The 13,634-nt window shown below is 71.9% G+C and carries 9 protein-coding genes; 4 read left to right on the plus strand and 5 right to left on the minus strand.

The features are described from left to right. Positions 1–18 precede the first annotated feature (18 nt). Positions 19–687: a TetR family transcriptional regulator gene (locus AC3RJ6_RS06270; RefSeq protein WP_491426058.1), complete on the minus strand. Its 669-nt coding sequence runs from the start codon at positions 685–687 to the stop codon at positions 19–21. Positions 688–802: 115 nt separating this feature from the next. Here AC3RJ6_RS06270 and AC3RJ6_RS06275 point away from each other — a divergent pair, with 115 nt between their 5' ends. From AC3RJ6_RS06275 to AC3RJ6_RS06285, 3 genes are all read left to right on the plus strand, one after another. Next, positions 803–2,290 carry a purine-cytosine permease family protein gene (locus AC3RJ6_RS06275; RefSeq protein ID WP_491426060.1) on the plus strand — a complete coding sequence of 496 codons (1,488 nt, stop codon included), beginning with the start codon at positions 803–805 and terminating at the stop codon, positions 2,288–2,290. Positions 2,291–2,298: 8 nt separating this feature from the next. Next, a complete protein-coding gene (locus AC3RJ6_RS06280; protein WP_491426061.1) occupies positions 2,299–3,519 on the plus strand; it encodes a serine hydrolase domain-containing protein in 1,221 nt (406 codons plus the stop codon). Between the two features lie 166 nt (positions 3,520–3,685). Next, positions 3,686–6,115 carry a hypothetical protein gene (locus AC3RJ6_RS06285; protein WP_491426062.1) on the plus strand — a complete coding sequence of 810 codons (2,430 nt, stop codon included), beginning with the start codon at positions 3,686–3,688 and terminating at the stop codon, positions 6,113–6,115. A 9-nt stretch (positions 6,116–6,124) separates the two neighbouring features. On the opposite strand, the gene AC3RJ6_RS06290 is transcribed toward AC3RJ6_RS06285, so the two are convergent. Together AC3RJ6_RS06290 and AC3RJ6_RS06295 are read right to left on the minus strand one after the other, a co-directional pair. Further along, the gene (locus AC3RJ6_RS06290; RefSeq protein ID WP_491426063.1) at positions 6,125–6,973 is read right to left on the minus strand and encodes an EamA family transporter; all 849 of its coding nucleotides are present in this window, start codon (positions 6,971–6,973) and stop codon (positions 6,125–6,127) included. Further along, complete coding sequence (locus AC3RJ6_RS06295; protein WP_491426064.1) at positions 6,970–9,276, minus strand: alpha-galactosidase; 2,307 nt, start codon at positions 9,274–9,276, stop codon at positions 6,970–6,972. The genes AC3RJ6_RS06290 and AC3RJ6_RS06295 overlap by 4 nt, the downstream gene beginning before the upstream one ends. 47 nt (positions 9,277–9,323) lie before the next feature. Between AC3RJ6_RS06295 and AC3RJ6_RS06300 the strand changes: the two genes are divergently transcribed. Next, entirely contained in the window at positions 9,324–10,352 is a 1,029-nt protein-coding gene (locus AC3RJ6_RS06300) for a LacI family DNA-binding transcriptional regulator (RefSeq protein WP_491426065.1), read from the plus strand. Positions 10,353–10,390: 38 nt separating this feature from the next. Here AC3RJ6_RS06300 and AC3RJ6_RS06305 read toward each other — a convergent pair whose 3' ends face one another. After that, complete coding sequence (locus AC3RJ6_RS06305) at positions 10,391–12,142, minus strand: glycoside hydrolase family 35 protein (protein WP_491426066.1); 1,752 nt, start codon at positions 12,140–12,142, stop codon at positions 10,391–10,393. Between the two features lie 104 nt (positions 12,143–12,246). After that, positions 12,247–13,566, minus strand: a complete 1,320-nt coding sequence (locus AC3RJ6_RS06310) for an ABC transporter substrate-binding protein (protein WP_491426067.1) — start codon at positions 13,564–13,566, stop codon at positions 12,247–12,249. Between the last annotated feature and the right edge of the window lie 68 nt (positions 13,567–13,634).

A 13,634-nucleotide genomic window follows, 5' to 3' on the forward strand; every position in this document is an offset into this window, starting at 1 on the left:
AATCGGAGCGGTTCGGGCTCATACGTCCGAAGTCGTGGTGACCTCCGACTCTGAGGCGAGCGCAGCGACCTCGGCGCGGAGGCGGCCCGGCTCGAGGCCGAGCGCCCACTCGGTCGCGTCGGTGACGAACCGCCAGTACGCGTCGGAGGCGAAGGTGCCCGTGTTGTTGGCGTAGGCGCCGAACCCGTCGATCGCGATGAAGATGCGCACGCACGCGTCGAACGCGTCGTCGGGTGCGAACACGCCCGCCGCGACGCCCTCGTCGACGAGGCCGGTGAGCCGGGCGCGGTCGAGCGACTCCTGCTCCTCGAGCGCGGCGTCGAGCGCCGGGCTGAACCGGCTGAGGTGGCGGGCGTTGAGCCACAGCCGCGAGATCGGGCGCGCCTCGGGGCTCTCGACGCGCGAGACGAGCCGGGCCATGCGTTCGAGCGGCTCGCCGCCCTCGGGCACGAGCGTCTCGCGCTCGTCGCTCACGGCGTGCACGAACGCGGCGATCACGAGGTCCTCCGCGACGGGGAAGTAGTGGCTGATGAGGCCCGGCCGCACCCCCAGTCGTTCGGCGACGGCGCGCAGCGTGATGCCCTCGAGCCCGTCGTCGAGGGCGATCGCGGCCGCGGCGGCGACGATCTCGGCGCGGCGCTCGGCGGGCTGCTTGCGGACGCGCGTCGCCGGTGCACTTGACATCATGCGAAACATGTTATTGGATAAGCGACCAATAGCCCATTGGTCGTTTGATCAATAGCAGCGTCGCCACCGGCAGGGCCCTGACGACGCCACCCAGGCCCCCGCCGAGAGGATCCCCGTGTCATCCCAGACTCCCGCAGCGTCGCAGGACTACATCGACGCCCCCAGCCAACCCGAGACGCGCGGCATCGAGGTCGTCAGCCCCTCCGAACGGCACGGCCGCGCCCGCGACCTCTTCGGCGTGTGGGCGGCGCCGAACGTCAGCATCCTGAACTTCACCATCGGCGCCACGATGATCCTGCTCGGCCTCGAGATCTGGCAGGCGGTCGCCGTGATCGTCGCCGCGAACCTGCTCTGGGCGTTCCCGGGGCTCATCGCGATCTCCGGCCCCGCCGCCGGCACGTCGGGCTCCGTCATCAGCCGCGCCCTCTACGGCATCATCGGCAACAAGGTCATCATCGCGTTCACGGGCTGGCTCATCTCGGCCGTGTTCCTCGCCCTCAACTGGCTCGCCTCGTCGTTCATGGGCGCCGACCTGCTCGCGCAGTGGGGCTTCACCGATCCCGTGCTCGGGCCGGTCATCGTGACGCTCGTCGTCTCGGCGATCACGGTGCTCGTCGCGGTCTACGGCCACGCGCTCATCATCACGAGCTACACCGCGATCTCGATCGGCCTGTTCGTGGTCTTCCTCGCCGTCACGGCGTTCGCGCTGCCGACGGTCGACTGGGGCTACCGGGCGCCCGAGGCGCTCTCGGGGGTGCCGCTCTGGTCGGCGATCACGATCGGGTTCACGATCCTCGCGTCGACGCCGCTCTCGTACATCAACAGCCCCGACATCGCCCGATACCTGCCGCGCGAGACCAAGGCCTCGCACATCATCGCGGCGACGGCCCTCGGCGGGGCGCTGCCCGGCATCTTCTTCACCGTCGTCGGCGCGCTCATCGTGACGGGGCTCGAGCCCGCCGCCGTCGACGCGGGCATCGAAGGGGCCATCCTCGGCGTCCTGCCGACGTGGCTCGGGCCGCTGCTCGTGCTCGCGGTCATCGTGAACACGATCGCCCTGAACGGCATGACCACCTACACCTCGAGCATGGCCCTGCAGTCGGTCGGCGTGCCGATCCGCCGCATCCCGTCGGCCATCGTCGTCGGCATCATCGGCACCGCTCTCACGCTCTACCTCGTGATGTCGACGAGCCTGCTCGACGCGGTCAACCTCATGCTGCAGTTCCTCGTCATCGTCTCGGGCCCCGCCATGGCGATCTTCGCGACCGACATCATCCTGCGCCGCAACCGCTACGACGCGATCGACCTCTTCGACGAGGAGCGCGGCGGCAAGTACTGGTACACGGCGGGCTGGAGCATCCCCGGCATGACGGCCGTCGTCGTGGGCGGCGTTGCGACCGCGGTATGCCTCTCGACCGACGTGTGGACCGGCCCCGTCTCGGAGGCGATGGGCTGGGTCGACCTGTCGGTGCCCGTCGGCATGATCGTCTCGGCGCTCGTCTACCTCGGCCTGTCGAAGACCCGCTTGGGCCGGTTCGAGGGGTCGCCGACGACCGCTGCGGTGCCCGCCGCGTCGGCCGTGCAGTCCGAGGCGGCGGCATGATGGGGGAGATGAGCGACGCCGCACGCACGATCGACCCGCACGACCCAGCCGCGACCGGCCCGCACCCGCCGCGCTACCCGGGCGCGCCCGCCGGCGTGCCCGACCTCGACACCTGGCAGGAGGCGCCGGGCAACCGCTGGGCGTTCGGCGACCTCGGCGAACTCGTGCCCACCGCGACGATCTCGCGCACGTCGCCCGCCGTGCGCGCCGCGGCGGCCGAGGTCGCGACCGTGCGGCTCGACGCGTTCGCGACGGCGCTGCCCGGGCTCGAGCAGCGCCTCGAGGCGACGTTCACCGACGCATTCCTCGTGCTGCGCGGCGCCGAGGTCGTCGCCGAGTACTCCAAGCCGGGCTTCGCGCCCGACCAGCGGCACCTGCTCATGAGCGTGTCGAAGTCGATCTGCGGCCTGACCGTCGGCGCGCTCGTCGACGCCGGACACATCGACCCGGCGCGCCCCGTCGTCGAGTACGTGCCCGAGCTCGCCGGCTCGGTGTACGACGGGCCGACCGTGCGGCACGTGCTCGACATGCAGGTCGCGATCGACTACGACGAGAACTACGTCGACCCGGCGGCCGAGGTGCAGACCCACGACCGCTCCGCGGGGTGGCGACGCCGACGCGAGGGCGACCCGGTCGACACCTACGCCTTCCTCACGACCCTCCGCGGCAGCGGCGCGGTCGGCGAGTTCCAGTACTGCTCGGCCAACACCGACGTGCTCGCCTGGATCGTCGAACGGGTCACCGGCTCGCGCTACCACGAGGTCGTCTCGGAGCTCGTCTGGTCGAAGCTCGGCGCCGACCACGACGCCGTGATCACCGTCGACAGCGCCGGATTCGGGTTCGCGAACGGCGGCATCTCGTGCACCGCCCGCGACCTCGCCCGCGTCGGCCGGGCCGTGCTCGACGGCGGCGTCGCCCCGGGCGGCCGCATCGTCTCGGAGGCCTGGGCCCGCGGCATCCTCGACGGCGGCGACCGCGACGCGATGACGTACGAGGGATTCACGGGGGCGTTCCCCGACGGGTCGTACACCGCGCAGTGGTGGTGCATGGGCAACGCGCGCGGCAACGTGAGCGGCATCGGCATCCACGGCCAGAACCTCTGGCTCGACCCCGCGACCGACTCGGTCGTCGTCAAGTTCTCGACGTGGCCCGACCCCGACACCCCCGAGTGGAACGCGCTGCAGAGCACCCTGCTGCTCGACGTGTGCGAGGCGCTCGACTCGATCTGAGCGATTCCACGACGAACCGGATGCCTCGGAGCCGCGTCGCTCCGAGGCATCCGCCGTTCGGTGCAGCGGGATTCGGTGGCAGCCCGGAGGACGCGGCGAAAGCTGAGCTTCTATCATTCCGGGTGTCCGAACCCCGCCGCGTCGCGGGCGAACCCCGGGAGGACCCATGCACGGCCACCTCGCAGCCATGGCATCGCTCGCGGCAGAGCCGTCGGCCGGCTCCGACTGGGGACTGTTCCGCTCGGGATTCATCGGGTCGCTCATCGACTTCGGCATCGTCTGGGTCGGAGCGTGGCTCGTCACCGTCGTGCTCGCACGATTGCTCTCGAAGATGCGGCTCTGGACGAGGCATCCGGTCACCCGGCGGTCGAGCACGGTGGCGAAGGTGATCGGCGGACTCGTCACCGCCGTCGCGGCCGTCGCGTTCGTCACGACCGGGGCGATGACGAGCGCGATCGGGCCGTGGCTCACCGCCACCTGGATCGCCGTCGGCCTCGTCGCCGCCGCCGGCGTCGTCGTGCTCGCATTCGGCATGGCGACGACGCCCTGGCTCAGGATCGGGGTGACCGGAACCGGCGGTGCCACGAACGACGCGTGGGCGACCGAGGTCACCGTGCGCATGCGCGAGCTCAACGCCGACAACCCCGACGGCCGTGTCGAGCGGCCCGACGGGTCCGATCTCAACGAGCTCGTCGCGATCGCCGATCGCACCGACAACTGGGCGGTCGCGCTCGCCGCCGGAGCGATGTCGATGCTGCTCAACCTCACACCGTGGCGCCTCGAGGTCACCGTGTTCGATGCGACGTCGGGCGTCGCGCGGCTGCGCCGCAACGGCCGCGTCGTCGAAGACGCCTCTCTCCGGTTGCCGGCTCCTCCCGTCGACGGCGACCACCCGGGCGAACTGCTCACCCTCGCGGCGGCGTTCGCCGCCGTGAAGGTCGCCCAGGAGTACCCCGACATCGTCGGCTTCTACAACACCCGCGAGTGGCTCGGCCTCGGGCTCATCGGCGTCGCACGCGGCACGACCGACGACGCGTTGCGCGAGCGATACCTCGCCAAGGCGAAGGAGGTCGACCCGCGCAGCATCCTGGTCGAGTACGAAGACCTCTACTGGCGGTACCAGGGGGCCACCGACCCCCGGCGGCTCCGTGAGCTGATCCGGCGGCTCGAGCCCATGATCGAGGTCGCCGCCGAACAGGCCGGCCGCCGCATCGAGGCGCTCCAGGACGCGCGGTTCCAACGCTGGCACGACCACCGCGACGAGGCACCGGTGGCAAGCGCTGCGAGCGCTCCGTCGTCGGTCGCCGAGCGCGGCGCGCTGGCCCTTTCGTCACGCCGGCGCCGATCGGCGGCCGACGACGGGGTGGTGGAGACCCCGGTCGCTGCCGGTACGGTCGCCGGTCGTACGAGATTCGACGAGATGCTCCACCGCAGGCGCCGATCGTACGAGGAGCCCAAGATGCTCATGCTCCGGCTGCAGAGCTATTACCTGATGACGATGCGCAACTGGCTCGTGTCGGGAGACAAGGACCTCGAGCGCGACAAGGTGCGCGAGCTCGAGCGCGCGACGAACGTCGTCGGCGACCTCGTGGCCGAGCTCGACGGGCTGAAGCGGGAGGCGGAGGCCGAGCGGAACGTCATTCGCCGACTCGCGACGACGACGAAGCGCCGGATCACCTCGACCGAGCCGGCTGCGGCGAGCTCGACGACGGTGCGGCGGCGGCCGGCGCCGAAGGGACGGTATGCAGCCCAGCGCACCTCGCTCGAACGCATGGAGCAGCGTGCCGCGCTGGGACTGCTGCTGCTGACCGCCGACCTCCAGAAGCACGCGGGCGGCGGGGCGGACGTCGCACGGTGGGAGCCGCAGCTGAAGATCGCCGAGGAGTGGAAGCGCAGGGCGATGAAGTCGAAGGAGGCCGAGGTGAAGTACTCGGTCGCCTGCTACGAGAGCCGGTGCATCGCCGCGGAGCGGTCGCGGGACGAGGCGGCGTTCACGGCCCTCGTGAAGCGGCTCGGCGAGGTCTGCTGGGACGACGAGTACCGGGGGCTCGCAGTCGAAGACCCCGAGCTCCGTCCGAACGCCGACCCGAGGCGGACCAGCCAGCGGCATCGCGCCATGATGCGCGACGCGGTGCTCGACGGCATGGACGACGCGTGGCAGATCGAACGATTCCGCACGGCGCGATCGCAGCTCGTCTCGGCGGGAGTGAACTCGCCCGAACGCCTCACCGGCCTCGGCACCCGCAACCGGGTGGTGCAGCGGTCGAGCCTGAGCGCCGAGCAGGTCGATCGGCTCGCCGATGCGGCTCGCATCCTGAACGCCGCGCTCAACACCGAATGCAACGTCGTTCCGGACAAGCGCGACGGACGCGACGCGGAACGCGAGCGGCGGGCGCACCTGCGGGCGGCGCGGACGCTCCTCGACGACGGGCGGCACACCGTCGCGACGTTCCTGGACGAGCACGATGCGGACCCGGCGTCGCTCGTCGACGACATCGCGAAGGCGATGTTCTGGATGCCCGACAAGAAGGAGCGCAGCAACGTCGAACGGTACGTGGAGCGGATGGTCGAGCTGCTGCGGCCGCCGACCGTGTGAAGCCCGCCCTCAGCCGCCCGCGCGGATCGCGACGATGCCGGCGACGGCGCACAGGCTCGCGACGAGACGCCACGGCCGGAGCCGTTCGCGGAACACGAGGTACCCGATCGCGCTCGCGGCGATCACGCCCGTCTCGCGAAGCGCTGAGACGACCGCGAGCGGGGCGACCGACTGGGCCCACACCACGATCGTGTACGCCGCGAGCGAGATCGCCCCGCCGGCCGCCCCGAGCGGGGCGTGCCTGCGCAGTCCCCGCACGAACGCCCGGCGGTCGCGTGAGAGGGCGAGGCACACGAACGGGATGGCCGCGCCCTGCAGCAGGAACAGCCAGGCCGCGTAACCGAGCGGCTGTCCGGAGGCGCGCACGCCGATGCCGTCGAGCACCGAGTACACGGTCACGGTCGCGCCGACCGCGATGATGAGCAGCGTGCCGAGCCGATCGGCGGTCGCACCGCCGCGGGTCCACGACACGGCGAGCAGCGAGACGGCGACGACCGCGATGCCGAGCAGCTGCACGGGGGTGAGCCGTTCGCCGAGCAGGGTCGTCGACGCGAGCGTGATGCCGAGCACCGAGAGCCCGCGGGTGAGGGGATACGCCCGGCCGAACTCGCTGCGGGCGTACGCGGCGGTCAGCAGCACGAGGTAGACGGTCTGCGCGATCGCCGACGCGATCAGGTAGGGCACGCTCGCCGGGGCGATCGGCGGCAGCACGAGGCATCCGATCGCGCCGGCGACGAGGTAGACGAACCCGATGAGCGCCGACGCGACCAGCCGCGCGGGGATGGCCTTCGCGATCGCGTTCCACGTGCCGTGGAGCACCGCGGCGCCGAGTACCGCGGCGAGCACGATGGGGCTCACGCGTCCTCCGGGCTGCCTGCAGCACGACCGCCGCCGGGCTTCGGCTCGTCGACCGCCGTGACCTCGAGCAGCACGGCGTGCTCGGGATGCAGCGCCGGCATCACGAGGCCGGCCGAGCCGAGGGCCGCGCCGCCGAGCACGAGCGGTGCCGCGTCCCACCAGGCGGGGCGGTCGCCGACCTCGGGCTGGGCGCCGAGGCGCACGGGTTCCACGCGGTAGTCGCGTCGCGGGTCGAGGCCGGGAAGTCGCACGCGTCCGGCCCCCGAGAGCGGCGACCGGGCGCGCGACGAGTACGCGTAGAGCGCCCGCGAACGGTCGTGCGCGACGACCCCGTCGAGCGCGAAGGAGGTGTCGGGGTGGTCGAGTCGCACGAGGTCGCCGTCGTGCAGCAGGCCGCGGTGGCGGCGGTGCAGCGCGACCCAGTCGGCGAGCTCGGCGAGTTCGTCGTCGTCGAGCCGCCGCAGGTCGGTCTCGATGCCGAGGTGGCCGAAGAAGGCCGTGATCGCCCGGTACGCGAGGGCGTGCGTGCGCCGGGTCGTGTGCGACCGCGCCGAGGCGATGTGGGTGCCCATGAGCTCGGGCGGCACGAGCTGGCTCGTCCAGCGGTTGATGTCGCCACGGTCGAGCGGGTCGTTGTTGTCGGAGACCCAGACCCGGTCGGTGAGCTCGAGCGCGCCGAGGTCGACCCGCCCTCCGCCCGACGAGCAGGCCTCGATCTCGAGGTGCGGGTACCGCGTCTTCAGCTCGTCGACGAGCTTGTAGAACGCGGCGGTCTGCCGGTGCACGCCCGGGCGGCGCCCCGGGCCCGATCCGGCGTCGACGAGGTCGCGGTTGTGGTCCCACTTGAGGTACGCGATGTCGTACTCGTCGAGCAGCGCGACGAGCGCGTCGCGGATGTGCGCGTAGCAGTCGGGGTCGGCGAGGTCGAGCACCTGCTGGTGGCGCGACTCGACGGGCCAGCCGTCGCGGGCCGACATGATCCACTCGGGATGCCGCCGTGCGAGGTCGGAGTCGGGGTTGACCATCTCGGGTTCGACCCAGAGCCCGAACTGCATGCCGAGCCCGCGCACGCGGTCGACGAGCGGGTGGAGCCCGTCGGGCCAGACGTCGCGCGAGACGGTCCAGTCGCCGAGCCCCGCCCGGTCGTTGCGGCGACCGCCGAACCAGCCGTCGTCGAGCACGAAGCGCTCGACGCCGATCGCGGCGGCCCGCTCGGCGAGTTCGCTGAGCACGTCGAGGTCGTGGTCGAAGTAGACCGCCTCCCACGTGTTGAGCGTCACGGGCCGGGGGGACCGGGGATGCTGCGGCCGGTCGCGCAGCATGCGGTGCAAGCGGCGGGCGGCGTCGTCGAGCCCGTCGCCGTGCACGCCGTAGACCCACGGGCTCGCGTAGCGCTCGCCGGGGCCGAGCACGACCTCGCCCGGCATCAGCAGTTCGCCGCCGCCGAGCAGCTGGCGGCCGCCCAGGTCGCGCTCGAGCTGGTGCACGTGGTTGCCCGACCACGCGGTGTGCACGCCCCACACCTCGCCGCCCGCGAAGCCGAAGCCCGGCTCGCCCGCGACGAGCAGGGTCGCCGAGTCGAGGCCGGTGCGGCCGTGCCGGCCCTCTCGACGGTGCTGGCCCACGACGATCGGATGCCGCTGGGCCGCGCGCTCGCGACCCCAGCGGCCCGCGAAATCGAGCGACTCGGCCGCGGCGAGCGGCACGGGCAGGCAGATGAGCAGCTCGTCGAGCTGGTACACCGTCGCAGCGAGGTTCTCGATCTCGGCGCGCACACGCACGACGCCCGATGGGCTCAGCTCGACCGTGAGCTCGAGCCCGAGCCCCGTCACGCGGTCGGACGCCTCGAACACCACGCGGCCCGCACCGAGCGTCACCACGGCGGGTTCGTCGGGCGCACCGCCCCGTGGATCCGCGGCCGGAGCGGGCACGGCCGCCGCGTGCCCGGCGTCGCGCTGCTCGCCCGCGGCGGCGTGGAGGAGGTCGGCGCCGTCGGCCGAGACCGCGTGCACCGTGAACCGCGGCGACCATGCCGCACCGTCGCGCGAGCCGCTGACGCCGGGGCGGCCCAGCCAGCCGCGGCTGTGCTCGGGCAGGAGCGACAGCCGTACGGGCTCGTCGATCTCGCTCGCGGCGGCCGGGGCGACGCCCGCCGCGGCGAGCGTGCGGAACGCGGCGGGGGAGAGGTCGCCGAGATCGGCGCCCCAGTGCACGACGGAGGGCAGCGCGCCGTCGTGCACGTGGAGCACGAGTGCGACGCCGCCCGAACGGAGCACGACGCCGAGATCGGGCAGGTCGGTCATCGGAGGGTTCCTTTCGAAGGGCCGTTGTCGATAGTGTTTACGTTGCCATGAAGCCAGGTCCGAATTCTCCCGTCCGAGCCTCGATCAACGACGTCGCGGCGCACGCCGGCGTGTCGGCGCAGACCGTGTCGCGCGTCGCGAACGGGCAGAACAACGTGCGCCCGTCGACGCGCGAGCGCGTGCTCGCCTCGATGCGAGAGCTCGGCTATCGGCCCAACAGTGCGGCACGCAACCTCAAGTCGGGGCGCTTCCGCAGCATCGGGTTCGTCACCTTCAGCCTCACGACCCTCGGCAACGAGCGCACCCTCGACGCCGTCACCGAGGCATCCGAGGCGGCCGGCTACACGACCACCCTGCTCTCGATCGCCGATCCGACCCAGGGCGACGTCGCCGGCGCGTTCGGCCGGCTCGAGGAGCAGGCCGTCGACGGCATCATCCTCGTCATGTCGGCCGAGGTCGGTTCGCTCGACGAGCTGACGATCACAGCCGGGCTGCCCGTGGTCATCGTCGACAGCGACGCCGACCTGCCCTACACGATCGTCGACACCGACCAGGAGCAGGGCACGAGGCTCGCGCTCGACCACCTGCTGGGGCTCGGTCACCGCGACATCGTGCACGTCGCGGGGCCCGCGAAGTCGTTCTCGGCGCGGCGTCGCGCCGAGACCTACCGTCGTTCGCTCGAGCGGGCCGGCCTGCCGGTGCCCGAGGCGCACATCGGCGACTGGACGGCCGCGTCGGGCCTCGAACTCGGGCGGCGCATCCTCGACCCCGAGCACCGGCCCACGGCGATCTTCGTCGCCAACGACCAGATGGCCCTCGGCGTGCTGCACGCCGCCCACGAGCGGGGCCTGCGCGTGCCCGAAGACCTCAGCGTCGTCGGCTTCGACGACAGCGACGAGTCGCTCGCGTTCTGGCCGGCGCTGACGACGGTGCACCAGAACTTCGACGAGGTCGGCCGCAAGGCGACCGCGCAGCTGCTCGCCCTCATCGACGGCGAGCCGGTCGAACGCCAGAAGATCCTCATCCCCACGAGGCTCGTCGTGCGCGACAGCACCGGGCCCGCGCCGACCCGCTGACGGCGCGGTCGCCGGCGCGCCGAACGCGCGAGCCGGCATCAGAGCTCGGTCGGCCCGAGTTCGGGCGCCCCGGCGAACCGGGCGGTCGCCGAGACGAGACCCGACAGCTCCAGCACGATGAGCTCGTTGGCGCCGGTTCGCAGTGCGGGCGCGGGGATGTACAGCGTGCGCTGGGGTCCGCGACTCCAGTGCCGACCGAGGTTGAAGCCGTTCACCCACACCGTGCCGGCGCCCCACTCGCTCGTGTCGAGGTGGAGGTCGTGCGGCTCGTCGAGGTGGAACGTGCCCGACGCGAAGGCCGGCCCGACGATCGGATCGGAGGGGGAGATCGGGGCTCCGGTGCGGTCGAGGGCGGCGCGCACGGCCTCGACGTCGAGGTCGAGCGGGCCCGCGCTCCAGTCCTCGACTGGGCGGCCGTCGAGGGTGGCCGGGCCGATGAGGCCCTTCGGCTCGCCGAGGCGCGGGCCGTAGTTGACGCCGCCGAGGTGCTCGACGAGCACGGTCAGCCGCCCGGGGCCGGGCACGGCGATGACCCGCTCGCCGTGCTCGCGGTCGATCGTGCCGAGTCGCATGCCGTCGAGGAACACGTGGGCGCGGTCGCGGACCTCGTCGAAGGCGAGCAGGCCGCCGTGATCGATCGAGGTGGCGTAGTGCGAGAAGCCGCGCGGTGCCCCGAATTCCGAGGCATCCGGCAGCGCATCGAAGCCGGTCTCGCGCACCAGGGCCGCATCGTGCACCGTGGTGCCGCGATCGAGGGCGACCTCGAAGGCGGGCGCGGCGCCGCGCTCGGCCGGGCGCTCGTCGGGCACCGGGGCGTACTGCGCGATCACCTCGCGGAAGCGCCAGTACTTCTCGGTGGGCGTGCCGTCCTCGGCGAGCGGGGCGTCGTAGTCGTAGCTCGTCGCGATCGGGCGGTAGATGCCCTTGTCGTTCGCGCCCGAGGTGAAGCCGAAGTTCGTGCCGCCGTGGAACATGTAGACGTTCACCGAGGCGCCCGCGGCGAGCAGCGTCTCGAGCTCGGCGGCCGACTCGGCAGCGGGGGTCGTGTGATGCGGACCGCCCCAGCTGTCGAACCAGCCGCACCAGAACTCGGAGCACATGAGCGGGCCGGTCGGCTGGTGACGGCGGAGCGTCTCGAGGCGCTCGGCGGCCCGCGAGCCGAACGAGCCGGTGCGGTGCAGCTCGTCGAGGCTGCCGCGCTCGAGCATGCCGTCGAGCGGCTGGTCGACCGTGGTGAGCGGCACTCCGATGCCGGCCCCGCGGGTGTGCGCTACGAGCGCGCGGAGGTAGTCGGCATCGTCGCCGTAGGCGCCGTACTCGTTCTCGATCTGCACGAGCACGACGGGTCCGCCCTCATGCACCTGGCGCGGCGCCACGATGTCGTACACCGCGTCGAGGTACTCGGTCACGGCCGCGAGATAGGCGGGGTCGCTCGAGCGCAGTCGAAGCCGGGCGTCGCCCGTGAGCCATCCGGGCAGGCCGCCGTCGTGCCATTCGGCGCAGATGTAGGGGCCGGGGCGCACGATGGCGAACAGGCCGGCCTCGTGCACGAGGTCGAGGAAGCGGGCCAGGTCGAGGCCGCCCTCAGTGCGGAAGGCGCCGCGCTCAGGGGAGTGCTCGTTCCACGGCACGTACGTCTCGATGGTGTTGAGGCCCATCATGCGGGCCTTCTCGATGCGATCGGCCCACTGGTCGGGGTGCACGCGGAAGTAGTGCATCGCGCCGGAGATCACCTGGAACGGTGCTCCGTCGAGCAGGAAGTCGGTCTCGCCGATCGTGAAGGAAGGCATCTGGCTCTCTCGGGGGTTCAGCCGGCTCGAGACGTTTCGCTCGAACTGGGGGAGGCATGCCGCGGGGGACCTGCGCGAGCAGATCCCCCGCGGCGTTCATGCGATTACTGGTTGACGGTGAAGCCCTGCGAGTCGCCGTACTCGATGAGGGTTTCCTGCCACTCGAGCAGGGCGGCGTTCAGGTCGCCCTCCGACGAGAGGGCCTTGCCGACCGAGTCGCCGAACACGTTGTTCGCGTAGCCCTGGTACGGCAGGTACTGCCAGCCGGGGATTACCGACTCCGAGGCGGCAGCACCGACCTCGTTGGCCGTCTGGTCGCCGTAGATCTCGGGCCACGTGCGCCCGAGCCACTCGGGGTCCTGCATGGTCGCGACGGTCGACGGGAAGCCCGACTGGTTCACGAGGTCGCGGCCCTCGCCAGATGCGAGCCACTGCAGCACGCCGGCGGCGGCCGCCTTGTGCTTCGACTGCTCGGTGACGGCGAGTGCGCTGCCGCCGTTCTCAGCCGAGGCGGGCTGGCCGTCGAGCGAGGGCATCGGGGCAACCTGCCAGGTGTCGCCGGCGTCGGTCGGGCCGCCGATCTCCCACGCGCCCATCATGAGCGTGCCGAGCTTGCCGGCCGCGAGGGCTCGGTTCCACTCGTCCGACCAGGTCGCCACCTGCGACAGTTCGCCCTTCTGCAGCATGCCGCCCCAGAAGTCGGCGAACTGCGTCGAGCCCTCGTCCTGCAGGTCGATCGTCACGTTCTCGCCGTCGGTCGTGAAGGGCTGGCCGCCGAACGACCAGATCATGCTGGTGAAGAAGCCTGCGTCGCCCGCGTTGGCGATGTAGGCCTCGGGGTCGTACGCGTGGATCTTCGACGAGGCGGCCGCGAACTCATCCCAGGTCTTCGGCGCCTCGGTGACGCCGGCCTTCTCGTAGAGGTCGGTGTTGTAGATCATGACCATGGGGCCCGAGTCGAGCGGCAGGCCGACGAGCTGGCCCTGCACGTTGACCGCGTTCCACGTCGATGCCGTGAACTCGCCCTCGTTGTCGGCGAGTCCATACGGCGTCAGGTCGGCGAGCGCCTTGCCGAGCGTCAGCTGGGGAAGCGTCTGGTACTCGACACCGAGGATGTCCGGGGCGCCCGAGCCCGCCTTGACGGCGTTCTGCAGCTTCGTCACTGCGGCGTCGGGGTTGTCGACCTTGACGACGTCGATCGTGATCTTCGGGTGCTCCTTCATGAAGGCGGCGGCCCAGTCCTTCGGCTGGTCGCCCCAGGTCCACCAGGTGAGGGTGGTCTCGGTGTCGAGGGCGGCCTCGATGTCGGTGCTGTCGCTGCCCGACGCGCCGGCGGCGCAGCCGGAGAGCGCGCCGACGAGCAGTGCGCCGGCAGCGGCGACGGCGCCGGCGCGCTTCCACAGGCGCATGGTGTTGTTCTTCACGTGCGGTCCCTTTCTCGGGTGCTGTTCAGGTGTGTGCAGGTGGTGCTGGGTGGTGCATGCCGACAGGG

The organism is Agromyces cucurbitae (assembly GCF_058349945.1).